This is a genomic window from Stenotrophomonas sp. P2112, from assembly GCF_041897515.1.
In the GTDB taxonomy this organism is placed as follows: domain Bacteria; phylum Pseudomonadota; class Gammaproteobacteria; order Xanthomonadales; family Xanthomonadaceae; genus Stenotrophomonas; species Stenotrophomonas sepilia.
This window is the reverse complement of sequence record NZ_CP169216.1, coordinates 2,920,608-2,945,201: the sequence shown is the minus strand read 5'-3', so window position 1 is coordinate 2,945,201 and position 24,594 is coordinate 2,920,608. Positions and strand designations below refer to the sequence as shown.

General features: G+C 67.6%; 20 protein-coding genes, 1 tRNA gene and 2 pseudogenes. 12 read left to right on the top strand and 11 right to left on the bottom strand.

Going from position 1 to position 24,594, the window contains the following annotated elements:
* Positions 1–131 precede the first annotated feature (131 nt).
* The gene (locus ACEPA4_RS13700; RefSeq protein WP_262090826.1) at positions 132–893 is read left to right on the top strand and encodes an SDR family oxidoreductase; all 762 of its coding nucleotides are present in this window, start codon (positions 132–134) and stop codon (positions 891–893) included.
* 6 nt (positions 894–899) lie between these two features.
* Here the strand turns inward: ACEPA4_RS13700 and ACEPA4_RS13695 are convergent, their stop codons facing one another.
* The gene (locus tag ACEPA4_RS13695; protein ID WP_065179572.1) at positions 900–1,385 is read right to left on the bottom strand and encodes a hypothetical protein; all 486 of its coding nucleotides are present in this window, start codon (positions 1,383–1,385) and stop codon (positions 900–902) included.
* A 164-nt stretch (positions 1,386–1,549) separates the two neighbouring features.
* Here ACEPA4_RS13695 and ACEPA4_RS13690 point away from each other — a divergent pair, with 164 nt between their 5' ends.
* On the top strand, positions 1,550–1,720 hold the full coding sequence (locus ACEPA4_RS13690; RefSeq protein WP_005417792.1) for a hypothetical protein: 171 nt from the start codon (positions 1,550–1,552) through the stop codon (positions 1,718–1,720).
* Between the two features lie 60 nt (positions 1,721–1,780).
* Here ACEPA4_RS13690 and ACEPA4_RS13685 read toward each other — a convergent pair.
* Positions 1,781–1,856, bottom strand: a tRNA-Ala gene (locus ACEPA4_RS13685).
* Positions 1,857–2,354: 498 nt separating this feature from the next.
* Between ACEPA4_RS13685 and ACEPA4_RS13680 the strand changes: the two genes are divergently transcribed.
* Entirely contained in the window at positions 2,355–4,685 is a 2,331-nt protein-coding gene (locus tag ACEPA4_RS13680) for a TonB-dependent receptor (protein WP_065186027.1), read from the top strand.
* 132 nt (positions 4,686–4,817) lie between these two features.
* Here the strand turns inward: ACEPA4_RS13680 and rnd are convergent, their stop codons facing one another.
* Positions 4,818–5,897, bottom strand: coding sequence for a ribonuclease D (gene rnd / locus ACEPA4_RS13675; protein ID WP_005417789.1), 1,080 nt, complete (start codon positions 5,895–5,897; stop codon positions 4,818–4,820).
* A gap of 84 nt (positions 5,898–5,981) precedes the next feature.
* On the opposite strand from rnd, the gene ACEPA4_RS13670 reads away from it, so the two are divergent.
* Positions 5,982–7,874 (top strand): formylglycine-generating enzyme family protein, encoded by a 1,893-nt coding sequence (locus tag ACEPA4_RS13670; protein WP_065179569.1) that lies wholly within the window; start codon positions 5,982–5,984, stop codon positions 7,872–7,874.
* 88 nt (positions 7,875–7,962) lie between these two features.
* Positions 7,963–8,859, top strand: a complete 897-nt coding sequence (locus tag ACEPA4_RS13665) for a M48 family metallopeptidase (protein ID WP_065186028.1) — start codon at positions 7,963–7,965, stop codon at positions 8,857–8,859.
* 412 nt (positions 8,860–9,271) lie between these two features.
* Here ACEPA4_RS13665 and ACEPA4_RS13660 read toward each other — a convergent pair.
* The 5 genes and pseudogenes from ACEPA4_RS13660 to queG all read right to left on the bottom strand — a co-directional run.
* A pseudogene (locus ACEPA4_RS13660) lies at positions 9,272–9,835 on the bottom strand (IS3 family transposase); the annotation flags it as partial.
* 10 nt (positions 9,836–9,845) lie between these two features.
* Positions 9,846–10,133: pseudogene (locus ACEPA4_RS13655) on the bottom strand (IS3 family transposase); the annotation flags it as partial.
* Positions 10,130–10,423 carry a transposase gene (locus tag ACEPA4_RS13650; RefSeq protein ID WP_032954795.1) on the bottom strand — a complete coding sequence of 98 codons (294 nt, stop codon included), beginning with the start codon at positions 10,421–10,423 and terminating at the stop codon, positions 10,130–10,132. The gene ACEPA4_RS13650 and the pseudogene ACEPA4_RS13655, both read right to left, overlap by 4 nt.
* A gap of 226 nt (positions 10,424–10,649) precedes the next feature.
* Entirely contained in the window at positions 10,650–11,981 is a 1,332-nt protein-coding gene (gene xseA / locus ACEPA4_RS13645) for an exodeoxyribonuclease VII large subunit (protein WP_065186029.1), read from the bottom strand.
* A gap of 44 nt (positions 11,982–12,025) precedes the next feature.
* Positions 12,026–13,096: a tRNA epoxyqueuosine(34) reductase QueG gene (gene queG / locus ACEPA4_RS13640; protein WP_005417785.1), complete on the bottom strand. Its 1,071-nt coding sequence runs from the start codon at positions 13,094–13,096 to the stop codon at positions 12,026–12,028.
* Between the two features lie 23 nt (positions 13,097–13,119).
* Here queG and ACEPA4_RS13635 point away from each other — a divergent pair, with 23 nt between their 5' ends.
* The 6 genes from ACEPA4_RS13635 to ACEPA4_RS13610 all read left to right on the top strand — a co-directional run bounded on the left by ACEPA4_RS13635 (position 13,120) and on the right by ACEPA4_RS13610 (position 20,687).
* The gene (locus ACEPA4_RS13635) at positions 13,120–14,604 is read left to right on the top strand and encodes a bifunctional ADP-dependent NAD(P)H-hydrate dehydratase/NAD(P)H-hydrate epimerase (protein WP_065186030.1); all 1,485 of its coding nucleotides are present in this window, start codon (positions 13,120–13,122) and stop codon (positions 14,602–14,604) included.
* The gene (tsaE, locus tag ACEPA4_RS13630) at positions 14,601–15,083 is read left to right on the top strand and encodes a tRNA (adenosine(37)-N6)-threonylcarbamoyltransferase complex ATPase subunit type 1 TsaE (RefSeq protein WP_053500618.1); all 483 of its coding nucleotides are present in this window, start codon (positions 14,601–14,603) and stop codon (positions 15,081–15,083) included. The genes ACEPA4_RS13635 and tsaE overlap by 4 nt, the downstream gene beginning before the upstream one ends.
* Positions 15,084–15,165: 82 nt before the next feature.
* Positions 15,166–16,734 (top strand): N-acetylmuramoyl-L-alanine amidase, encoded by a 1,569-nt coding sequence (locus ACEPA4_RS13625; RefSeq protein ID WP_053500617.1) that lies wholly within the window; start codon positions 15,166–15,168, stop codon positions 16,732–16,734.
* A gap of 139 nt (positions 16,735–16,873) precedes the next feature.
* The gene (gene mutL, locus ACEPA4_RS13620; RefSeq protein WP_061478061.1) at positions 16,874–18,775 is read left to right on the top strand and encodes a DNA mismatch repair endonuclease MutL; all 1,902 of its coding nucleotides are present in this window, start codon (positions 16,874–16,876) and stop codon (positions 18,773–18,775) included.
* Between the two features lie 11 nt (positions 18,776–18,786).
* On the top strand, positions 18,787–19,716 hold the full coding sequence (locus ACEPA4_RS13615; RefSeq protein WP_262090817.1) for a DUF1684 domain-containing protein: 930 nt from the start codon (positions 18,787–18,789) through the stop codon (positions 19,714–19,716).
* 2 nt (positions 19,717–19,718) lie between these two features.
* Positions 19,719–20,687, top strand: coding sequence for a TraB/GumN family protein (locus ACEPA4_RS13610; protein WP_065178238.1), 969 nt, complete (start codon positions 19,719–19,721; stop codon positions 20,685–20,687).
* Positions 20,688–20,761: 74 nt separating this feature from the next.
* Here the strand turns inward: ACEPA4_RS13610 and phaR are convergent, their stop codons facing one another.
* The 3 genes from phaR to gluQRS all read right to left on the bottom strand — a co-directional run bounded on the left by phaR (position 20,762) and on the right by gluQRS (position 23,156).
* Positions 20,762–21,295: a polyhydroxyalkanoate synthesis repressor PhaR gene (phaR, locus tag ACEPA4_RS13605; RefSeq protein ID WP_005417756.1), complete on the bottom strand. Its 534-nt coding sequence runs from the start codon at positions 21,293–21,295 to the stop codon at positions 20,762–20,764.
* A 182-nt stretch (positions 21,296–21,477) separates the two neighbouring features.
* On the bottom strand, positions 21,478–22,218 hold the full coding sequence (gene phbB, locus ACEPA4_RS13600; RefSeq protein ID WP_262090815.1) for an acetoacetyl-CoA reductase: 741 nt from the start codon (positions 22,216–22,218) through the stop codon (positions 21,478–21,480).
* Between the two features lie 17 nt (positions 22,219–22,235).
* On the bottom strand, positions 22,236–23,156 hold the full coding sequence (gene gluQRS, locus ACEPA4_RS13595) for a tRNA glutamyl-Q(34) synthetase GluQRS (RefSeq protein ID WP_262090814.1): 921 nt from the start codon (positions 23,154–23,156) through the stop codon (positions 22,236–22,238).
* Between the two features lie 93 nt (positions 23,157–23,249).
* Between gluQRS and htpX the strand changes: the two genes are divergently transcribed.
* On the top strand, positions 23,250–24,116 hold the full coding sequence (htpX, locus tag ACEPA4_RS13590) for a protease HtpX (protein WP_049415827.1): 867 nt from the start codon (positions 23,250–23,252) through the stop codon (positions 24,114–24,116).
* Positions 24,117–24,594: the final 478 nt, after the last annotated feature.

Below are 24,594 nucleotides of genomic sequence, written 5' to 3'. Positions count from 1 at the left end.
GCCGGATTCTGGCACGTGCTGGTTCTGCGGAAACTCCGTTTCCTGCACCGATGGGCCGGGCCCGGAAACGGAGTGTTGGCAGGCGATAGGCGCGGCATCGTGGCGGCCACTTCACAACCGGTACCACGACCATGCGGCTGAACAACAAGATTGCTCTCATCACCGGTGCCAGCGCCGGCATCGGCCGCGCCAGCGCGCTGCGCTTCGCTGCAGAAGGGGCAAAGCTGGTGCTCAACGCACGGCGGCCAGAGCCGCTGCAGGCGCTGGCCGCGCAGATCCGCGCCGCCGGTGGCGAGGTGGTGGTGCATGCCGCGGACGTGGCTGATCCGGCCACGGCACCGGCGCTGGTGGAACTGGCCCAGCAGTCATTCGGTGGGTTGGACATCGCGCTCAACAATGCCGGCATGCTCGGCCCCGGTGCACCGGCAGCAGAGTTCCCGGTGGATGCGTGGCGCGAGGTGATGGCCACCAATCTCGATGCCGCCTTCCATGCCGCACGCGCCCAGTTGCCGGCGTTGCTGGCACGCGGCGGTGGCTCACTGGTGTTTGTCGGCACCTTCGTCGGCCACACCGTCGGCTTCCCGGGAATGGCGGCCTATGCGTCGAGCAAGGCCGGCTTGATCGGCCTGAGCCAGGTGATCGCCGCCGAATACGGCGCGCGTGGCGTGCGCAGCAACGTGCTGCTGCCCGGGGGCACCGATACCGAGATGGGCCGGCAGGCGGCACCGACCGGTGATGCGCGTGATTTCGTGCGCTCGCTGCACGCGCTCAAGCGCATCGCCGAGCCGGAGGAGATCGCCAATGCGGCGTTGTTCCTGGCCAGCGATGAAAGCAGCTTCGTTACCGGTACCGCAATGCGCGTTGAAGGCGGCGTGTCGATCACCCGAACCTGAGCGCCGTCACGTGCGAGGCGCGTAGCGGATGCCGCTGCTGGCCATGAATCCCTTCGGGTCGAACCGGGCCCAGGCCTCGCCCCAGCCGAAGCGGGCGTGGCCACCTGCCAGTTTGCGCCCCAGTGCCGTGGTCAGGGTGCGTCGCATGAAAGCGACTTCGGCATCGATCGCGGCCTGGGTCGGCCAGCCGTCTTCCAGTGTCGCATCAGGCAGATCGACGCCCATCGTCACCCTGTCGAGCTGTTGCCCGTGGAAGCCCAGGCTGATGCCAGCGGGCGCACCGCCCAGGCTGAGCCGGTGCAGGCTGAGCCAGTGATAGCCGGTGCCGACATCGCGCTCCCCTCGCACCAGCGCGGCAAAGGCGACGCGCGCTTCGTCCAGTGACAAGGTGGGGCCGATCAATGCTGGCAGGTTGCCGAGCTGGATGCTGCCGTCGGTTGGATTGAAGTTCATCGGCACGGTGTGTGCCGCGTGCTGGGCGGGCGGGGGCATGGGTGTACGCGGAATTCGTGCTGCATCGGATTCTGGGCGTGTGTTCACCGTCGCAGCAAGTGGGTTCGTGCACACGCTGTTGGCGCGGGACTGACCTGTGGATTACCCGCCGGCCTCTAGCGTGGGGCAGAACGTCGGCCTGATGCCGATGAGGGAGTAATCAGATGAACGAGCCAGACAAGGATCAGGACCCGAAGCAGGGCATCCAGGAAAGCCGCCAGGACCGGAAGCAGGACAACGTGGCGAAGCAGCGGCCGGGCCAGTGCGACCAACAGGTGCGTGATGCGCATTCGCGCAGCCCGCGCCGCAAGGATGGCGGCCAGGAACCCGGCTAGGCGGATTCCAGACAAGAAAAAACCCGTAGATCGCCAGGATCTACGGGTTCTTCTGAATAGTGGTGGAGCCAAGGAGGATCGAACTCCTGACCTCGTCATTGCGAACGACGCGCTCTCCCAGCTGAGCTATGGCCCCACGGCAGGGCTGCAGTGTAGCGCTGCCTGCCGGGCTTGCCAAGCGCCGGGCAGGGACGACGCAAGGCCTGGATCCACCGCCGTGCCGGCCGGATTCGGGCCAGTGCTTGGCGCAGCAGGGCGAATTCGACAGAGACCAGGCGTTGCGCAAGGCAATGCCGGGGGCGGCAGCAATGAGCAGTCGTCCCGCGAAGCCGTGGCGCCGTAGAAGTAAAGGCGAGAGTTGGTTTCGCAGCGCGCATGCGGGCGACTTGCGAGGGTCGATGTCGCGCTGACCCGGCTGCCAGGAGCTTCGGGGTCAGATCCGTTTTCCTTGGGAGAACGGAGCTGACCCCAAGGTGGTGACGGCGGACTGTGCCGAAACCGCTTGTTTCGCCGGGTTCGGGTGCCGCGCAACGAAATCGTAACAATTTGGGGGATAATGGCCGCTTGCGCAGTTTTCCCCCCTTTTTGCCGCCCGGCTCGCGCAGGCCGCACGGACGCCTCCTCAGAGCATTCCATGCCCTCCCATTCCGATTCCCGCCGCCTGTCGGGTATGTCGTCTTCCTTCGTTTCCTTCCGCCGCCATCCGCTGGCCCTGGCCTGCGCCGGCCTGGCTCTTGTCGGCAGCTTCGGTGCCGTCGCGCAGGACAGCGCGCCGACCCCGACCGGCCTGGACACGATCACCGTGACCGCCGAACACCGTGAGCAGAACCTGCAGGAAGTGCCGGTCTCGGTGGGTGTGGTACAGGGCGAGCGCATGCGCGACTTCACCGCCGGCGGCGACGACACCCTGCTGGCACTGTCCGGCCGCGTGCCGAGCCTGTATGCGGAAACCACCACCGGCCGCATCTTCCCGCGCTTCTATATCCGTGGCCTGGGCAATATCGACTTCTACCTGGGGGCCTCGCAGCCGGTGTCGATCATCCAGGACGATGTGGTGCTGGAGCACGTGGTGCTGAAGTCCAACCCGGTCTATGACGTGGACCAGGTGGAAGTGCTGCGTGGCCCGCAGGGCTCGCTGTTCGGCCGCAACACCACCGCCGGCATCGTCAAGTTCGACACCCTGAAGCCGACCCAGGACTACACCGGCCGGGTCAGCGCCAGCTACGCGACCTACAACAGCGTGTCGATCGACGGCGGCTTCGGCGGTCCGATCAATGACATCGCCTCGTTCCGCGTGTCGGCGCTGTACCAGCACCGCGATGACTACGTCGACAACACCTACAAGGGCCCGAGTGCCGACGGCACGGTCAGCCCGAAGAAGAACGCGATGGGCGGCTTCGATGACCGCAACGTGCGCGCGCAGCTGCTGCTGACCCCGAGCGACCAGTTCTCGATCCTGGCCTCGGCCCACGCCCGTGATTACGAAGGTACCTCGACCCTGTTCCTGCGCGGTGCGCTGACCAAGGGCTCGAACAAGACCGACGTGCCGCGCGACAAGGTTGCCTACGACGAAGCCGACAACAATCCGCAGGCCTACAAGACCTACGGCGGCTCGGTGAAGGCACGTTACGACTTCGGCGCGATCGACTTCACCTCAATCACCGCCTACGAAACCACCTCGGGCTACAGCCGTGGCGACACCGACGGCGGCGCTGCGGTGAACTTCCCGGTGAACGGCGTGCCGAACGGCTACGGCCAGTCGATGGGCCGCATCCGCGACCTGGACCAGTGGACCCAGGAATTCCGCCTGGCCAGCCATGACGACAGCGCGCTGCAGTGGCAGGCCGGTGCGTTCTACTTCAACGGCAGCGACACCACCGACTTCTACCAGCGCGCCTGGTTCCTGCAGGGCGCGGCCCGCAACCCGAACAACTGGGTGCGCCTGCGCAACAAGAACACCTCGTGGGCCGGTTTCGGCCAGCTGAGCTATGCCTTCACCGACAAGTTCACCGTCACGGCCGGCCTGCGCCAGACCCGGGACGAGAAGCACACCCGCCTGCTGAAGACGGCTGACACTGCCGCTGGCGTGGTCACCTACAAGGGCCGCACCGACGTCAAGATGTCCGACACCACCCCGAGCTGGGATCTGAGCGCGATGTATCAGATCACGCCGGACGTAAGCGTCTATGCCAAGGTCGCCCGCGGTTTCCGCGGCCCGACCATCCAGGGCCGCTCGGCCGTGTTCAATGCCGACTTCACCACCGCCGATTCCGAGACCATCCTGTCCTGGGAAGCGGGCGTGAAGAGCAGCCTGTGGGACAACCGCCTGCGCTTGAACGCCACCGCGTTCACCTACACCGTCAACGACATCCAGCTCAACGGCAACGATTCGGACGGCAACGGCGTGCTGTTCAACGCCGACAAGGCCAAGGCCTATGGTTTCGAAGCGGACATGGAGCTGCGCCCGATCCCGAACCTGACCCTGAGCGCCGGCCTGAGCCTGCTGCACAGCGAGATCAAGGACAAGCGCGTCTACGCGCAGGTCTGCGGCCTCAACGGCCAGGTGGTGTGCACGGTGAATGACCCGACCATCAAGGTCGGTGCCAACACCTTCGCGCAGATCGACGGCAACCCGCTGCCGAACGCGCCGAAGTACAACGTCAACCTGGCCGCCCGTTACGACTTCCCGGTCAGCGACGCGGGCACCATGTTCGTGTCCACCGACTGGAACAAGCAGGGCTACACCAGCTTCGTGCTGTACGACAGCAAGGAGTTCAACTCCAAAGGTGATTTCGAAGGCGGCCTGAAGATCGGCTACTCGGGCAACTATGGTGCCTACGAAGTGGCGCTGTTCGCGCGCAACATCACCAACGAGAAGAACCTCAAGGGTGTGATCGAGAACTACATGGCGGCGGTCTACAACGAACCGCGTACCGTCGGTGTCTCGCTGAACATGAACTGGTAATGCGTTGCCACGGTGGCGGGTCTTCCCGCCATCGTACTGCTGGAATGCAAAGGGCGGCCCGGTGATCCGGGTCGCCCTTTTTCATGGCCTTCGACGGTGGCCGGAACGCAATCCCGCGCCGCGCTCGGCACTTCAGCGTGCAGGCAGCAGCGCCTGCAGCCGCGACTCCAGTTCTTGCTGGCGCCAGCCGGCCAGTGCGGCCGGCCATTGGCGGCGCTCCAGGTAGCTTTCCAGATGTTTGCGCGAGGCCAGCACGCCATCCGGCAGACCCAGCTCGCGGCTGCGCTCGGCAACGGCGTCCTGCAGCCTCTTCAGTGCCTGCTTGTTGGTGTCGTTGGCGGGCAATGCCAGCGGTGCCTCGGCCTCATCGGCCAGCGGTGTGTCCAGCGCCTGCCACACCGCGCCGGCGAGCTTGCGCGGTGCCTTCGGGAACTGTTCAAACAGCGTGGCCAGCGCGGCGGCATCGGCCGGTGGCGTGCGTGCCAGCGTGGCGGCCAGTTCGTTGTCCAGGATCCAGCTGCGCGGGCGGTCGCTGCTGCGTGCCTGCACATCACGCCAGCGCAGCAGGCGCAGCAGGCGGCGCTGCGCGGGAGCATCGAGAAACTGCGCTGAGCGCATCGCCAGATGCGGCCAGCGGTCCTCGTCATTGGCGACGCTGGCCAGCAGGCGCTCGCCGTCGTCGTGCAGCCACTGCTGGCGGCCCAGCGCCTGCAACTTGGCATCAATGGCGTCATGCAGCGCGAACAGGTGCTCGACGTCGTCGGCGGCGTATTGCAGTTGCGACTCCGAGAGCGGACGGCGCATCCAGTCCGAGCGGGTTTCGCCCTTGGCCAGCGCCACGCCGGTGATTTCCGCGACCAGCTTCTGGTAGCCCATGCCGCCACCAATGCCGGCCAGCGAGGCGCCGATCTGTGTGTCGAACAGCGGTCGCGGCAACACGCCGCAGGTCCACTTGAAGGCAACCAGGTCTTCGCTGGCGCTGTGCATCACCTTGGTGATCGACTCATCGGCCAGCCACGGCGCCAGTGCCTCGGCCATGCCGGGAATCAGCGGATCGATCAGCAGGATGTCCTGCCCGACCGCCATCTGCACCAGAGCCAACTGCGGCCAGAACGTGCGTTCACGGATGAATTCGGTGTCCAGGCCGATGCGGGCCGGACGCTGCTGGAAGTACGCATCCAGCTCGGCGGGGGTGGTGATCCAGGTTGCCACGGGTCAGGGCCTACTACTCGGGTTTGCTCAGGCAGGGGAGAATAGCCTAACGTCGGTCCGCGTCCGTGCCGAAGGAGATCCTGCTTGCGTTTTCCGCTGTCGTCCGTGCTGTGCACCGCTCTGGCCGTGGCCTTGGCCGGTTGCACGCCGTCGCCCTCGGCAACACCGGAGCCGGGGCCGGCTGCTGGCGAAGACGCGCGGCCGCAGGAAGGTTCACTGGCGGAGCCGACGCCGGGGGTGGGGCAGGGTAGCGTCACCATTGCCGGTGAGGATGCCACCGAGGACGTGCAGCGGTGGACACCGCCACGGGTCGACCGGCAGGGCCGCAGCGTCGCCCAGCTGCGCCGCGCAGCCGAAAAGGCGTTCAGCGAAGGGCACCTGTACGAGGACGCCGACGCGGCGGTTCCGCTGTGGCTGGCGGTGCAGGAGGAAGATCCGGATGATCGCCTGGCCCGCAGCGGCCTGCAGCGTGCTCGCCAGCGCCTGCAGCAGCAGGCCGATGCTCTGCTGGTTCGGCCACTACGGCAGCGCGAGGCGCTGGCCGAGGCGAGTCGCCAGGCACTGGTGCTGCTGACCCTGGCGCCGAAGGATGAGAAGGTGCGCGCGCTGCAGGGCCGGGTGGAGCTCGCCCAGCGCGTGGTGGCCTATAACCGTGCCGGCGAGGAAGACCTGCGATCGGGGCGGATCGGCGAGGACGGTGACGGTGCGATTGGCAACTTCCGTGAAGCGCTGGCTCTGGACGAAGACAACAGCCGGGCGCGGCAGGGCCTGGCGGCGGCCGAAAGTGGCCTGATCCGCCGGGCCGAGGACGCCGCGCGCGTACGCGACTTTGCCAGTGCGGGCACCTGGCTGGCCGAAGCCAGCAAGGTCCGTGACTCGTCACCGACCATTGCCGATGCCTTCGAGCGCATCGAGCAGATCCGCGCCGCCGCGCTGCTGCAGCTGCGTGATGAGGGCCTGCGCGAGCTGGCCACGCCGCAGGGGCTGAAGCCGGCGCGCGAAAAGCTGGCCGAGGCCCTGCGCATCGCCTTGCCGGGGGATGCGGTGGTGGCCCAGCTGCGCGAACGCATCGATCTGGCCACCCATTACGGCAGCTTCCGCCCGGGCCAGGTGTTCAGCGACGCGATGCGTGATGGTGGGCGCGGTCCGCAGATGGTGGTTGTGCCGCATGGCGGCTTCCAGATGGGCGCGGGTGATGCCGAGCCCGGCTCCACCGACGCCGAGCGCCCCTCCCACTACGTGCGCTTTGACCGCGGCTTCGCGATGGCGATCACCGAGGTTACCGTCGGCGATTTCGAGCGCTATGTGAAGTCGACCAATGCACGACCACGTGCGACCCGGCGCGGCCACTCGGTGGTCTATGACGAGCGCAGCGGCAATTTCATCCGCCGCAGCGGCGTCGACTGGCGTTCGGATTACGATGGCGCGCGCGCACTGGGCAACTCGCCGGTGATGCATGTCAGCGTGCGGGATGCCGAGAACTACGCGGCATGGCTGTCCGAGCAGACAGGACGCAGCTACCGGCTGCCGAGCGAGGCCGAATTCGAATATGCGCTGCGCGCCGGGAGCAGTGGCCGCTACCCCTGGGGAGACGCTGGTACGCCGCCGCCGGGCAGCGGCAATTTCACCGGCAGCAAGGACGTCTCGCCTTCGGGTCGGCATTGGCACAACGCATTCATCGGCTATGGCGATGGCTGGTGGGGACCGGCGCCGGTGGCCAGTTTCCAGGCCAATGCTTTCGGCCTGCACGACATGGCCGGGAATCTGAGCGAATGGGTGGCCGACTGCTGGCACGCCAGCTACCGGCGTGCGCCGTCCGACGGTGTCGCCTGGTTCAACCCGGGCTGCCGGTCGCGGGTGATCCGGGGCGGCAACTGGGCCAATGCGCCCGAGCAGACCCGTGCGGCCTGGCGGCAATCGCAGGATTCGGACACCACCAATGCGCGCATCGGCTTCCGCCTGGTGCGCGGCATCTGAGCGGCATCGGGCTTCACCCGCTGCTGGCGTCCGCGCACTAAGATTGCGCCGTGCCCGCCAGCCGGCGGGGTCTGCTGGAAGACCACCGATGCGCAACGATCCCTTTTCCCGCTCGCCCCAAGGTCCGCAGCGACGCGGCCTGTTCGGCAACATCCGCTGGTGGGTGCTGCTGCTGGCAGCGGGCTATGCGGTGTTCTACTGGTTCTCCAATCGCACCGTCGATCCCTACACCGGCGAGAAGGTGATGATCGACAGCAGCCTGGATGCGCGCCAGGAGACCGCGCTCGGTCTGCAGGCCTACCAGCAGATCCTCGCGCAGGAACGGCCGATGGATCCGAATGCGCCGATCGCGCGCGATGTGCGCGACATCGCGCAGCGCCTGATCGCCAAGGTGGATGTGGTGGAGACCGCGCTGGCACAGGAGCACGGCGTGCAGCCGGCGCATTTCGCGCGGGATTTCCAGTGGGAAGTGAATGTGATCCCGTCCGAGCAGGCCAATGCGTTCTGCCTGCCGGGCGGCAAGATGGCGGTCTACACCGGCCTGGTGCCGGTGGCGCGTACGCGTGATGCGATGGCGGTGGTGATGGGCCATGAGATCGCCCACGCGCTGCTGCGCCATGGTGCGCAGCGGATGGCGCAGCAGAAGCTGACCCAGATCGGGCAGATGGCCGGTGCCGCCAGCGGCATGGATGCGCAGCAGCAACAGATGATGATGTCGGCGATGGGCTACGGCTATCTGCTGCCCTATGCGCGCAGCCACGAGACGCAGGCCGATGAAGTGGGGCTGATGCTGGCTGCGGCGGCGTGCTTCGATCCCCGCGAGGCGGTGCCGCTGTGGCAGCGCATGGGCCAGGCCAGTGGCGGCCAGGCGCCGCCGGAGTTCGCTTCCACCCACCCGAATCCGGGCACCCGCATCCAGAACCTGCAGGCACTGATGCCGAAGGCGCTCGAGTACCGGCAGAAGTTCTGCGAGCAGGCAAAGTAGAGGGTGTTCGGCAGGGCTTGCAGCCCTGCACCTGCCGAAGCCAGAGCAACAGCAACAGCAACAGCCGAAGCAAAAGCTGGCTATCCGTGGGATGGCGGGGTGGGTCCGGTTGCGGGAGACGCCGTAAACCCGTCCATGGGGGCTTGGCCGCGGCATCCATGCCGCGGACACTCCCGCAACCGGACCCACCCCGCCTTCGACAGATTTCTGCGACCTGCCGGAATGGCGCTTGGGGTCAGATCCGTTTTCCGCAGGAAAACGGATCTGACCCCGAATTGATTCGATATCTGAAAGAGATTCATCCACGCATGGCGTGGATCTACCCCATCGCGGAAAACTGTCAGAGGTGGGGCGGTGTCGGAGTGCGGGGTGTCTGATCTGGCCCCCTGAAAACGGACGCCATGAAGCCGTTTCAGGCGGCAGCCCGGAGCTGCCGGGCGTAGTTGTTAGGCGAGTGGTAGCCCAGCGCCGAGTGTAGCCGGGCTGGATTGTAGAAGCCGTGGATGTAAGCAGCGATGCACTGGCTGGCTTGTTCCCTACTGGCGTAAGGCTCGGCAGCCTCTTCTGTCTTGAGCGTCGCAAAGAAGCTCTCGGCCACCGCGTTGTCCCAGCAATTGCCAGGCCGGCTCATGCTTTGGACCACGTCATGGGACTGCAGCAGCTGGCGAAACTCGTTCCCCCAGTACTGCCCACCACGATCTGAATGGAAGATCAGGCCGGGTCGTTGTGGATGCAGAGCCCAGGCATTGGCAAATGCTTTCACCACCAGCTCTTCAGTCAGACGCTTGGAAACGCTGTAGCCCAGCACCTGCCGGGTCTGGACGCTGATGACCACGGCCAGATGCAGCCATCCCTGGCGGGTGGGGACATACGTGATATCCCCGACCCACGCCGTCGGTCCGGTTCCGGGGGCAAATTGCCGATCCAGCAGGTTGGGGGGCGAGCTGAGATGAGCCGCCGGAGGACTTGGGTCGGAATCGGCCTTTGGTCTTGCCCTGGATTCGCTCCTCGGCCATTAACCGTGCCACGCGCTTGTGGCCGACTGGATGATTCCTGGCTCGTAAGGCCCTGACCAGCCGACGTCGCCCATAACTGCGCTTGCTGGTCACATGAATGGCCCGAAGCTCGGTACGCAGGGCCGAATCGGCATCGCACGCTTGGGCACATTGCCGACGCAGGTAATCATGGAATCCAGAGACAGAAACCCCAAGAACCCGACACAACAACCTGGTCGGGTAGTGAGTCCTTTGACTGGCGACGAAGGCGTACCTCACTTGGACTCTCTGGCAAAGAACGCCGCCGCTTTTTTTAGGATTTCCCGCTCCATCTTCAGATTGGCGTTCTCGGCCCGAAGGCGGCTGATCTCGCTTTCCAGGTCGGTGGTTGGCCTGCGAGCCTCAGAGGTCAGAGACCGGCCAGCACGGACCGCGTCAAGCCAATTTGCCAGCGTCTTGACCGACATCTCCAGCTGACGGGCTGCTGCGGCAGGCCCGAGCGACTCGGCCAACTCCACGGCTTGGTGCTTGAACTCATCGGTATAGCTACGACGGGTGATACGGGACATAAGGGACCTCCAAGTGCGATCAAAGTATCGCTTCTTGGCGTCCGCTGACGGGGGGCCAGATCAGTCAGCCGCATGGATGCGGCTGCCAAGCCCCCATGGACGGGTTTACGGCGTCCCCGCACTCTGGCACCGCCCCGCCAACCCGCGGAATGCCAGCTTTTGCTGTTGCTTCGGCCGTTGCTTGAAGCCTCTGCGGGTGCAGGGCGCAGCCCTGCCGAACCCCCCTCTACTTGACCTGTACGTCGATCACGCCGTCACCAACGCGGGCCTGCAGGGCGTCACCAGGTTGCACCTGGTCGATGCGCCGCACCAGCGCACCATCGTCGCTGCGGGTCAGGATGCTGTAGCCGCGGGCTACGGTGGCCAGCGGGCTGACTGCTTCCAGTGAACGCGCCAGCCCGCGCAGCCGCAGCGCATCGCGCTCCAGCAGACGCTGCATCGCTGCCTGCGGTCGTCCGCGCAGGGCGGCCAAGCGGCGCTGCATCGTGTCAAGCTGGCGCTGTGGATGGTGCCCGCGCAGGACCGCCGCTGCATGGCGAAGCCGCGCAGCACGGCGCTCCTGCTGCTGGTTGAACGCGGCATGCAGGCGTCGTCCCAGATCGAGCTGGCGTCGACGCAGCAGATCCAGTCGTGCCTGCGGGCTCTGCGCGTTCAGGCGCAACAGGGCGCGGTCGGCGCGCTGCATCGCCTGTTGCATCGCATGCCGGTGCAGCTGCAGCATGCGAACGGCCGTGCGGCGCACGCGCAGGGCCAGTTCGCGCTGGTCCGGTACCAGCAGCTCAGCCGCCACCGATGGCGTCGGTGCACGCAGGTCGGCGGCGAAGTCGCTCAGGCTGAAGTCGGTTTCGTGGCCAACCGCAGACACCACCGGGGTGCGGCTGGCGGCGATCGCACGGGCCAGGGCTTCATCATTGAAGGCCCACAGGTCTTCCAGCGAACCACCACCGCGGGTCAGCAGGATCACGTCGTAGCGGCCGCTGGCATCGGCGGCCTGCAGCAGCCGGGTGATCTGCGCGGCGGCACTGCTGCCCTGTACCAGGGTCGGCAGCAGGTCAACTTCCAGCAGCGGGAAGCGCCGGCCGAGCACGCTCAGCACATCGCGCACGGCAGCGCCGGTGGGCGAGGTGATCACGGCCAGGCGTCGCACGTGCGCCGGCAGCGGCCGCTTGCGTGCCGGGTTGAACAGGCCTTCGGCCTCCAGCCGTGCCTTCAGCTCCTCGAAGGCGCGGCGCAGCGCGCCTTCGCCGGCTTCCTCCATGTGGTCCAGCACCATCTGGTACTCGCCACGGGCGTCGTACAGGGTCACCTTGCCGCGCACCAGCACGCGCATGCCTTCGCGCGGCACGAACTTCAGGTACTGCGCCTTCATCCGGAACATCGCCGCACGCAGCTGCGCGCGCGCGTCCTTCAGGGTGAAGTAGAGGTGTCCGGAGGCAGGACGCGCCACGCTGCCCAGTTCGGCCTCGACCCAGATCGCCGGGAAGCTGCCTTCCAGCAGGTCGCGGGCCAGGGTGTTGAGCTGGCTGGGGGTGAGGATGTCGTTGTTGCGTGGCTGCATGGAAACGGCGTGCTGCGGGCGGAACGGGGGCTCAGGATCGCACGTCAGCGCGCCGTATGCTGGCCCAGTGCCCACTGCACGTGTTCACGCACCAGCGGCGAAGGATCGTCGATGCGGGTCTGCAGGGCAGCCAGCGCTTCGGCCGAGGACGGCGCATTGCCCAGCGCCACGGCGATGTTGCGTAGCCAGCGCTCATGGCCGCTGCGCCTGATCGGGCTGCCTTCGGTGCGGCGCAGGAACTCGGCTTCGTCCCAGGTGAACAGCTGGTCCAGGCGCGCGGTATCGAGGTTGTTGCGCGCGCGGAAATCGGCTTCGTCGGTGCGCTTGGCGAACTTGTTCCAGGGGCAGACCAGCTGGCAGTCGTCGCAGCCATAGATGCGGTTGCCGATCAGCGGGCGCATCTGTTCGGGAATGGCGCCGTCGTGTTCGATGGTCAGGTAGGAAATGCAGCGCCGCGCGTCCAGCCGCTGCGGCCCGGTGATGGCCTGGGTCGGGCAGACATCGATGCAGCGCGTGCAGGTGCCGCAGTGCGCCGTGGCCGGCGTATCGATCGGCAGCGGGATGTCGATGTAGATCTCGCCGATGAAGAACCAGGAACCGCCATGGCGGTCGATCAGGCAGGTGTGCTTGCCGATCCAGCCGAGCCCGGCGTTGCGGGCCAGTGCGCGCTCCAGGACGGGGGCGGAATCGACGAACACGCGGTAGCCCAGTGGCGCGACTTCGTCGTTGATCTGCGTGGCCAGCTTCTGCAGGCGGTTGCGCATCAGCTTGTGGTAGTCGCGGCCCAGCGCATAGCGCGCCACATAGGCGCGGCCCGGGTCGGCCAGCGTCGCCCAGGCTTCGGTGTCATCCTTGTGGCTGTAGTCCATGCCCACCGAGATCACGCGCACAGTGCCGGGCAACAGCTCGGCCGGTCGTGCGCGCAGGGTGCCGTGGCGCGCCATCCAGTCCATCGTGCCGTACAGGCCCTGACCCAGCCAGTCCGCCAGGTGCGCCTCATCCTCGCCCAGCTCGATACCGGCGATGCCGCAGCGCTGGAAGCCATGCGCGCGGGCCAGTTCGCGGATGCGCTGCACGGCCTGGGCCGGATCGACGGGGGTGGGGGCGAGGGACATGCGCACCAGTATAAAATCCCTGCATGGCCAACCTCGCCGATCTGTTCGATTCCGCTGCCGCGCGTGCGCTTGATGCCCAGGCGTCCACCCTGGCGGGGGATGCTGGCTGGGGACTGATGGCGCAGGCCGGCCAGGCCGCCTGGCAGTGCCTGCTGCAGCATTGGCCGCAGGTGCAGCGCATCGGCGTGGTGGTCGGTGCGGGCAACAATGGCGGCGACGGCCTTGTGCTGGCTCGCCACGCGTTGCAGGCCGGACGCGAGGTGAGGGTGATCGCCCTGCCGGGCAGGGCGCCATCGACCGCGCTGGCGCAGCGTGCAACATCGGAGTTCAGGTCCGACGGCGGCGCCATCACCGAGTTCGACGGCTCGCTGCCCGAGGCCGACCTCTGGGTCGATGCCCTGTTCGGGCTGGGCTTCGATCGCGCGCCGGAGGGTGCGGCGCAGGCGCTGATCGTTGCGATCAATGCGCAGGCGGCACCTGTGCTGGCCGTGGATGTGCCCAGTGGCGTCGATGCCGACCGCGGTGCGATACCTGGCGCGGCAGTGCGCGCGGCGCTGACCCTGCAGTTCATCGTGGCCCATCGCGGGCTGTACACCGGCGACGCGCTGGATCATTGCGGGCACAAGGCCCTGGCACCCCTGCAGTTGCCCGCTGCCGCATGGCAAAGCGTGTCGCCTGCCGTGGAGTACTGGGCGCAGGCACGGTTGCCGGCCCTGTTGCCGCCGCGCCGCGCAAATACCCACAAGGGTGAATCCGGCCACGTGCTGTGCGTCGGCGGCAACCATGGCAGCGGCGGTGCCATCGCCATGGCAGCCGAGGCCGCCTTGCGCGCAGGGGCGGGGCTGTTGAGCCTGGGTACCCGCCGCGACCACGTCGCTCCACTGCTGGCTCGCCTGCCCGAGGCGATGACCCACGCGCTGGAAGACGGCGAGGCGCTGCCGGCATTGCTTGACAGGGCAAAGGTGGTGGCGATCGGGCCCGGTCTGGGCCAGGACGAATGGGCGCGCGCACTGTTTGCGCGGGTGCTGGCCAGCGCCAAACCACTGGTGGTCGATGCTGACGCGCTGAACCTGCTGGCGCAGGATCCGCGTGCCTTGCCTGGCGCCGTCCTCACACCGCACCCGGGCGAGGCCGCACGCCTGCTCGGCTGCAGCACCAGCGACATCCAGGCCGATCGCTACGCCTGTGCGCAGACGCTCGCCGAGCGTTTCCACGCGGTGGTGGTGTTGAAGGGCGCCGGCAGCATCGTGGCGGCGCCCGGGCAAACGCCCCGGTTGATCGCCGCCGGCAATCCCGGCATGGCCGTGGGGGGCATGGGCGACCTGCTCACCGGCATCATCGCCGGCCTGCGCGCGCAGGGCCTGTCCGCCTTCGATGCCGGCGCGGCGGGCGCGTTGCTGCATGCGCTGGCCGGCGACGCGGCTGCCGCTGACGGCGCACGCGGCCTGCTTCCTACTGATCTGCTGGCGCCGTTGCGGCGACTGGCCAACCCGGAACGCTTCCCATGACCGATTTCTTCCTTGCCGACAGCGACGCCACCGAACTGCTCGGGCAGTGGCTGGCGACCACCCGGCCGCCGCAGGCGCTGATCGAACTGCGCGGCGACCTGGGCGCCGGCAAGTCCACCACGGCCCGCGCGCTGCTGCGGGCGCTGGGCGTGCAGGGCGCGATCCGCAGTCCCACCTACACCCTGGTCGAGCGCTATCCGCTGGCCAGTGGCGGTGAGGCGTGGCACCTGGACCTGTATCGCATCGGCCAGGCCGGTGAGCTGGATTTCCTCGGCCTGGACGAGGGCAGCGCGGTCTTGTGGCTGGTCGAATGGCCGGAACGGGGCGCCGGCGCGCTGCCGCCGACCGACCTGGTGGTAGCACTGGAGATCGAAGGACAGGGGCGACGCGCCAGTCTCACCGCGAGCAGCGACGTTGGGCATGAATGGCTGAAACGGCTGCCTCAAGGGGGCGACTTGCAGGCCATTTCTGTCGGCTGACGAGAACAAACACCGGCAGGTTACGGATTATTAAGGAAAAAGGTGTTGCATTCCGTTCAGCGCGGTGATTGAATCCTGAGCCATGCGCCCGGGGAACCGTCTCATCGCCATCTGTGCCGCCGTCGGACTGGGTCTGGCGAGCGTCAGTGCGTGGGCGGGTGAAGTCCGCCAGGTCCTGCTGAACACCGGCGCGACCGGCACCCGTGCCGAGATCTCGCTGGTCGGCAGTGGCGGCTACAAGACCCTGTCGCTGGCCGGCCCGAACCGCCTGGTGGTCGATTTCCCCGACTCCAGCGCCGTACGCAACCTGAAGATGCCGGCCGCGCAGGGCGTGGTCACGGCGGTGCGTACCGGACAGCCGGTCCCGGGCACTTTCCGTGTCGTCTTCGACCTTGCCGAATCGGTGGCGCCGTTCCGTCCGCAGATGCAGCGCGAGGGCAATGAATCCAAGCTGGTGATCGAATGGCCGGGTGATGGCCCTGCCGTGGCCACCAGCCGCCCGGCGACGCCGCCGGCGGTGCAGTCGCAGGCGGCCGCTGTGGGGGGCTCAGTCGCGCCCGCGCCGGCCGAGAACGCGCAGTCGCGCACCGATGCTGCGCGGGCCACCGCCCTGCTGACCGCACAGGTGCAGCAGCAGGCCAGCGCCAGCGCCGCCGCACCCGCCACGCCGACCCCCGCACCGACCAGCGCGCCAGCCCAGGTTGCTGCGGCAGGCGTCGCGGCCAGCAGCACGCCTTCATCCTCGCCGGCTGCAATCCTTGCCGGCCAGCGCACTGCTGCGGTGGTGACCACGCCGCCGGCAACGGCCCCCACACCCGCGCCGACGCCGGCCGAGCCGCCGCGTCCGGCGATGCCCAGCGATGCATCGCGCATCCGCATGCAGCCCGGCATGCGCCACCTGGTGGTGGCGATCGATCCCGGTCATGGTGGCCAGGACCCGGGCGCGATCGGCCCGACCGGCAAGCGCGAGAAGGATGTCACCCTGGCGGTGGCGCGTGAGCTGGCCCGCCAGGTCAATGCCACGCCGGGCCTGAAGGCCTACCTGACGCGCGACAGCGACGTGTTCATTCCGCTGCCGATGCGCGCGCAGAAGGCGCGTGCGAACAAGGCGGACATTTTCATCTCGATCCACGCCGATGCGGCTGAAAACCGTTCGGCCACGGGTTCGTCGGTGTACGTTCTGTCGACCAAGGGTGCCTCTTCGCAGCGCGCCCGCTGGCTGGCGGACAAGGAAAACGCGGCCGACCTGGTCGGTGGGGTGCGCCTGCAGCAGACCGAAGGCACCCTGGCCAACGTGCTGCTGGACCTGGCCCAGAGCGGCTACATGAAGGCGTCCGAAGATGCGGCCGGCCACGTGCTGGGCGGTCTGAAGCGGATCGGCAACAACCACAAGCCGAACATCGAGCGCGCCAACTTCGCGGTGCTGCGCACGTCGGACATGCCGGCGATGCTGGTGGAAACGGCATTCATTTCCAATCCGGATGAAGAGCGCCGCCTGACGGACCCGGCATACCAGCGCAAGGTGGCGGGCGCCGTGCTGGATGGCGTGCACACCTTCTTCAGCCGCCAACCGCCGCCGGGCACGTTGTATGCCGCCCGCGCGCAGGCTGAGATCGACGCCGCAGCCACGATGGCAGGCGGCAGCAAGTAAGCCGCCGAAGGCGGATTACTGCTTTCCGTAGAGTCGACTGTCAGTCGACTGCGCGCGCAGTATGGGGGTTTCGGTGGCCGGCGAAGAGCAGTCGACTGACAGTCGACTCTACATGCGCAGCCTCCGTTATCATCCCCGCATGACGTCTGCTACCCATCCGCGCCCGATCCGGCCGTTGCCGGAGATCCTGATCAACCAGATTGCCGCGGGCGAAGTGGTCGAACGACCCGCGTCGGTGGTCAAGGAGCTGGTCGAGAACGCGATCGACGCCGGCGCCAGCCGCGTTGATATCGATCTTGAAGAGGGCGGCGTGCGCCTGATCCGCATCCGCGACAACGGCAGTGGCATCGCGCCCGAGCAGTTGCCCCTGGCGGTGTCGCGCCATGCCACCAGCAAGATCGCCGATCTTGACGATCTCGAATCGGTGGCCACGCTCGGTTTCCGTGGAGAAGCGCTGCCGTCGATCGCATCGGTCAGCCGCTTTACCCTGTGCTCGCGGCGCGCGCACGACGAGCACGGTTCGGCACTGCAGATCGAAGGCGGCAAGATCGGCGAGGTGACCCCGCGCGCGCATGCGCCGGGCACCACGGTGGAAGTGCGTGAGTTGTTCTACAACGTGCCGGCGCGGCGCAAGTTCCTGCGCGCCGAGCGTACCGAACTGGGCCATATCGAAGAGTGGCTGCGTTCGCTGGCGCTGGCACGGCCGGATGTCGAGCTGCGCGTGTCGCACAACGGCAAGGCCTCGCGGCGCTACAAGCCAGGCGATCTGTATTCCGATGCACGCCTTGCCGAAACGCTGGGCGAGGATTTCGCCAACCAGGCCGTGCGCGTGGACCACAGCGGCGCCGGCCTGCGCCTGCATGGCTGGATTGCGCAGCCGCATTATTCGCGCGCGAGCGCCGACCAGCAGTACCTGTACGTCAACGGTCGCTCAGTGCGTGACCGCAGCGTCGCCCACGCAGTGAAGATGGCCTACGGCGACGTGCTGTATCACGGCCGCCAGCCGGCCTATGTGCTGTTCCTCGAACTGGATCCGACCCGTGTCGACGTCAACGTGCATCCGGCCAAGCACGAGGTGCGCTTCCGCGATTCGCGGCTGGTCCACGATTTCGTCTATCGCACGTTGAAGGATGCGCTGGCCGATACCCGTGCCGGCATGTCGGCGCAGGAGATCGGTGCCGGCCCCGCACATCCGGCGGACGCCGCCGCCGTCCCGACGGCATCGAGCGCCGGCGCGTCGGGGTTCGGGCTGGTGCGTGGGGCTGCGCCCGGCTCGGGAGGTGGTGGTGGCGGATTTTCAGGCTGGCGTCCGCAGCAGCCGCTGGGCCTGCAGGTGGCCGATGCACCGGCCGCCTACGCCGCGCTGTATGCCACGCCGGCCGGTGCCGAGCGCGCAGCGGCGTTGCCGCCGATGCCGAGCGAGAACGGGTTGCCGGTAACCAGTGCCGACGCGGGTGTACCGCCGCTGGGCTACGCGATCGCGCAGCTGCATGGCATCTACATCCTGGCCGAGAACGCTGAAGGCCTGATCGTGGTCGACATGCATGCGGCCCACGAACGCATCGGCTACGAGCGCCTGAAGAATGCGCACGATGGCATCGGCCTGCAGTCGCAGCCGTTGCTGGTGCCGATCACGCTGGCGGTGGGCGAGCGCGAGGCCGACACCGCCGAAAGCGAAGCCGACACACTGGCGGCGCTCGGCTTCGAGGTGACCCGGGCCGGCCCCGGGTCGCTGCACGTGCGCAGCATTCCGGCACTGCTGGCGCATGCCGAACCGGAAGGACTGCTGCGCGACGTGCTGACCGACCTGCGCGAGCACGGCCAGAGCCGCCGCGTGGCCAGTGCACGCGACGAGCTGCTGTCGACCATGGCCTGCCATGGCGCGGTGCGTGCCAACCGGCGCCTGACCGTGCCGGAAATGAACGCGCTGCTGCGCGACATGGAAATCACCGAACGGTCCGGCCAGTGCAACCACGGCCGACCGACCTGGGCCCGTTTTTCGCTGGCGGAGATCGACCGCTGGTTCCTGCGCGGACGTTGAGGGGAGCATCGATGCGTTATCGGGGAGTGGCGGGCCTGCTGGCCGCCGTGGTGTTGGCCGCCTGCAGCCCGGCAACTCCGCCGGCGCCGACGGTCGCTGAAGATCCGGCCTACGCGGCCGCGCAGCAGCAATGGCGTGTAGCGCGCTACCAGGACCTGACCCGGCCCGATGGCTGGACGGCCCTGGTCGGCCTGCACTGGCTGCAGAACAAATCCCATTTCGTTGGCAGCGGCGCCACCAACGGCATCCGCCTGTCGGTCGGCCCGGACAGGCTGGGACTCCTGCGTCGCGACGGGACGCAGTGGTGGTTCACGCCTGAAGCCGGTGTCGATGTCAGCCACGACGGCCAGCCGGTGCGTGGCCGCATCCGCGTCGACACCGACAAGGACACGCAGCCGACGCTGCTGGCCTTCGATGGCGGCAAGGGCCAGCTCAGCATCATCCGCCGGGGGCCACGGGACGCGCTGCGGGTCAAGCATGCCGAGGCACCGGCGCGGCGTGATTTCGCCGGCCTGCGGTACTGGCCGGGCGGCGCGGACTGGCAGGTGCAGGCGCGCTTCATCGCGCATCCGCCGGGGAAGACCTTGCCGATCGTCGACATCACTGGCTTGACCACCGAGATGCCCAATGCCGGTGCGGTGGAGTTCGAACGTGATGGCCGCAGCTGGCGCCTGGAGGCCATCGGTGCGCCCGGGCAGCCACTGTTCCTGATCTTTGCCGACCGCACCAGCGGCCGCGGCAGCTATCCCGCCGGGCGCTATCTGGATACCGATGCCCCCGCTGCAGACGGCACGGTGCGCATCGATTTCAACCATGCCTACAACCCACCGTGCGCGTTCACCGCCTACGCGACCTGTCCGCTGGCGCCGCCGGAAAACCGGTTGGACCTGCGCGTGGAAGCGGGCGAGAAGGCCTACCACCTGCCTGAAGGAGAAGGCTGACCATGCCGATCAAACACCTGTTCCGTACCGCGCTGTTGCTGGCGGCCTGCGCAGTGGCGCCACTGGCCACGGCCCGCGATGGCCAGGCCAGCCCTGCCGCGGCCGCGGCCGCGGCCGCAACCGCGGCCAAGCCGCCGGTACCCCTGTTGTGGAAAGTCACCGGCCCGGGCGATGCACGCGTGTACCTGCTGGGATCGTTCCATCTGCTGAAGCCACAGGACTACCCACTGTCGCCCGATGTCGAGCAGGCGTTCGAAGCCTCGCAGCGGGTGGTGTTCGAACTGTCGCCGGAAGACATGCAATCGCCCCAGCTGGCCAGCCGCATGGTGCAGGCTGCGACCCGCACCGATGGCAGCGAGCTGAAGCGTGATCTGGATGCGGCCACCTGGCAGAAGCTGCAGGCTTTTGCTGCCCAGAACCAGTTGCCGCTGGCGCAGATGCAGGGCATGAAGCCCTGGTTCGTCGGCCTGAGCATTTCGATCGGGCAGATGCAGAAGCTGGGCCTGGACCCGGCGCTGGGCCTGGACCGCCACTTCATGGAACGCGCGCAGAAGACCGGCCGGAAGACCGCGGGACTGGAAGATATCGATACCCAGATCGGCATGCTGGACGGGATGACGGTGCAGGAGCAGCGGCAGATGCTGGCCGAAGCACTGGACCAGGCCGGCAAGGCCGATGAGCAGGCGCGGCTGCTGCATGATGCATGGCGTCGCGGCGACGAGCGCCTGCTGTGGACCAAGATGGCGGCAGAGATGCGCCAGCAGTATCCGCAGCTGTACCAGCGCATCAACACCGGTCGCAACGATGCCTGGGTGCCGAAGCTGCAGCCGTACCTGCAGGCCGGGCAGGGCGGTACGCTGGTGGTGGTCGGCACGCTGCATCTGCTGGGCAGTGATGGCGTGGTCGAGAAGCTGAGGGCGAAGGGCTACAAGGTCGAGCGCGTGTGCACGGGGTGCAAGGCCAAACGCTGACGCACCGCTGGAGCGATGCCAAACAAGACGGCGCGCCAGGGGCGCGCCGTTTTCGTATCAGCCGTTGCTGCAGCTCAGCGGCGGGTCTTGCCACCGGTGCCGGTACCGGTGCCGGGTTCGCCGGGCTTGTTGCCGGTTCCCGTTCCGGTGCCGCCCGGGCGCGGGCCACCGAAGCCGCTGCCCATGCTGCGCTGGAATTCCTGCCACAGCTCCAGGTTGCGCTCGGTCAGCTGGTTCATCATCGCCCACGGGGTCTGGCCCAGCAGGTTGCCCATCTGCTGGCGGAACTGCTGCTGCTGGTCGAGGAAGACCTGCATGCTGCGCTCCAGGTAGTTGCCCATGAAGCCCTGCAGGGAATCGCCGTAGAAGCGGATCAGCTGGCTCAGCAGCTGGGTCGACAGCATCGGTTCGCCGTCCTGTTCCTGGTCGGCGATGATCTGCAGCAGGACCGAACGGGTGAGGTCGTCGCCGCTCTTGGCGTCGCGGACTTCGAAGTCTTCACCGTCCAGGATCAGCTGGCGCACGTCCTCGATGGTGATGTAGCTGGAGATCTCGGTGTCGTAGAGACGGCGGTTCGGATACTTCTTGATGATGCGGGTCGCAGCCATGAAGCGGTACTCGTCACAGTAGACGCGCAGCATGGCGCAGTGCAGCAGCGGTTGCAACCGCCCCAGCCCCCGCCAGGCTTGGCTTTCAGGGGCGATCATGTTGCGCAGCAAGGGTTTGCGTGCTGCGCAGCATGACCATCGGCAGGGGCCGTCAGCGCATGCCGCAGCGGCCCCTGCGCGGCTTACCAGCCCATGTGGTGGCCGCCGTTGATGTCCAGGTTGCTGCCGGTGATCCACGAGGCTTCCTCGGCCACCAGGAAGGACACGCCATAGGCGATTTCCTCCGGCTTGCCGAGGCGCCCGGTGGGGATGTCGGCGATGATCTTGGCGCGCACGTCGTCCGGAACCGCCATCACCATGTCAGTGGCGACGTAGCCGGGCGAAATGGTGTTCACGGTGATGCCGAAGCCGGCGTTCTCGCGGGCCAGCGAAATGGTGAAGCCATGCATGCCGGCCTTGGCCGCGGCGTAGTTGGCCTGGCCGTACTGGCCCTTCAGGCCGTTGATCGAGCTGATCTGGATGACCCGGCCCCAGCCGCGGCGCCGCATGCCTTCGATCACCGGACGGGTGACGTTGAACACCGAATTGAGGTTGGTGTTGATCACATCGTGCCACTGGTCCGCGCGCATGCGGTGGAACGTCGTGTCGCGGGTGATGCCGGCATTGTTGACCAGGATCTCGACCGGGCCCAGCTCGGCCTCGACCGCACGCACCAGCGCCTCGGCGCTGCCTGGATCGGAGACATCGCCCGGGAAGATCGACACGCTGTAGCCGCGCTCGGTCATCGCCTGCTGCCATGCGCGGGCCTTGTCCTCGTCGCGGTAATTGGTGGCGACCCGGTGGCCCTGGTCGGCCAGGCGTTGGCAGATGGCGGTACCGATGCCGCCGGTTCCGCCGGTGACCAGTGCGACGCGAGATGTCATGGAATGCTGTCCGGGAATCAGGTGGGGGAAGGGGGATTCTGCAACATCGGCGCGGAAAGTGCGCCGGCCGGCAACAGGATGTCGGTCCGCGGCAGTCGAGCCGGGTCGAATGCCCGTTGCGCAGTGTGCAGCAGCGCATCCCGGTCATCGGCGCCGTCCAGTGCGGCAGGGGCCTGGCCCAGCAGCTGCCAGAGCGCGCGCAGTACCGGCACCGGCCGTGTACTGTCCACCGGCAGCGACGCCAGCGACTTGGACAGCTTGTGGCCGGGGGCGTCTAGCAGCAGCGGCAGGTGCCAGTAGCGCGGCACGGCCAGGCCCAGCGCCTGCTGCAGCAGGATCTGCCGCGCGGTGGAATCGAGCAGATCGGCGCCGCGCACCACTTCGGTCACCCCCTGCGCGGCGTCATCGACCACCACCGCGAGCTGGTAGGCCCAGCAGCCGTCGGCACGGCGCAGCACGAAGTCGCCGACTTCGGCATGCACGTCCTGCTGCTGCGGGCCACGCAGGCCATCGTCGAAGCGGACCAGGTTGCCGGGCGGTACGCGGAAGCGGACGGCAGGATCCGGTCGCGGCTGCCGCGCAACGCAGCGGTGGTGGATGCCGCCGCTGGCAGCCAGTTCGCTGCGGCTGCAGTGGCAGATGAACGCCTGGTCGCTGGCCAGCAACACGTCCAGCGCGGCCTGGTAGGCCTCGCCTCGAGGGCTCTGCCACAGGACCGGGCCGTCGTGGACCAGGCCGAACGCAGCCAGTGCCTGCAGCTGTGACTGTGCGGCGCCGGGTACGGTACGCGGCGGGTCAACGTCTTCGATGCGCAGCCGCCACAGGCCGCCGTGGTGGCGGGCCAGCAGCCAGCTGCCGAAGGCGGCAAGCAGGGATCCGGGGTGGAGCAGGCCGGTCGGCGAGGGCGCGAAGCGGCCGCAGGGAACAATGGCGGTCATGCAGGCTGAATCGTCGGTCAGGTTGGCGCTTGAATTCAAGCTGAGCGCACCGCAAATTGACAGATATCGACCCCTTCCGAGCCGGATTTTCCCATGTTCACCCGTATTGCCCTGTTCCTGGCGACCAACCTCGCGGTCCTGATCCTGGCCGGCATCGTCATGTCGATCCTGGGCGTGGACGCGCGTTCGATGAGCGGCCTGCTGGTGATGGCCGGCATCTTCGGTTTCGGTGGCTCCTTCATCTCGCTGCTGCTGTCCAAGTGGATGGCCAAGCGCTCCACCGGTGCGGTGGTGATCACTGAGCCGCGCAACCAGACCGAGCGCTGGCTGCTGGCCACGGTCGAGCGCCAGGCCAAGGCCGCCGGCATCGGCATGCCGGAAGTGGCGGTCTATGACGGCCCGGAGATCAATGCCTTCGCCACCGGCGCCAACCGCAACAACGCGCTGGTGGCGGTGTCCACCGGCCTGCTGCACAACATGAGCGAGGACGAGGCTGAAGCGGTGCTGGGCCACGAGATCGCCCACGTCGCCAATGGTGACATGATCACCATGGCGCTGCTGCAGGGCGTGCTGAACACCTTCGTGATCGTGCTGGCCCGCGTGGTCGGCGGCATCATCGACAGCGCGCTGTCGGGCAACCGCGAAGGCGGCGGCCGTGGCTTCGCTTACTACATCATCGTGTTCGTGCTGGAGATGGTGTTCGGCCTGTTCGCCACGATGATCTCGATGTGGTTCTCACGCCACCGCGAGTTCCGCGCCGACGCCGGCGGTGCCTCGCTGGCCGGTCGCCAGAAGATGATCGCTGCGCTGGAGCGCCTGCAGCTCAACCACGGCCAGAGCACGTTGCCGACCCAGATTGCCGCCTTCGGCATTTCCGGTTCGACGGCGAAGAAGCTGTTCATGAGCCACCCGCCGCTGGAAGAGCGCATCGCCGCGCTGCGGGCGTCGACGGTGGCGTAAGCCTCCGTGCTTCCGCGGTAGTGCAGGAACGCCTGGCCGCGCGCCGGGCGTTTTTGTTTGCGCGCCGATGCATTGGTGGCGCCGGGATCATTTCCGCGACCGCGGAGAGGTGTCACTTTCTTTGCGCGCAAAGAAAGTAACCAAAGAAACGCTCCGCCGGCCGCGAGCCGACGTGCTGCGCACGCCGGTGCCCTGCGCTTCTCGGCGAATCAGGGGACGGCGCCGAACTCGCTGCGCTCAAACACCGGCGCCTCTTCGCCCCTGATTCCCCTGCGATGCTCGGCTCGCTCAAGGCGGACTGGAAGGTCAAGATCAAGAGCAACAGCATCCACGCGTAGCATGGATCAACCGGGTGCCGCTGTGGCATTTGACCTTGGGTCCGCCTTGAGCGAGCTGAGCACCGCAGGTCCGGCGAGGGCGAAGAGGTGCGGGTGTCTGAGCGCAGCGAGTTCCCGCACCGTCCCTCGACGGGCCGAGG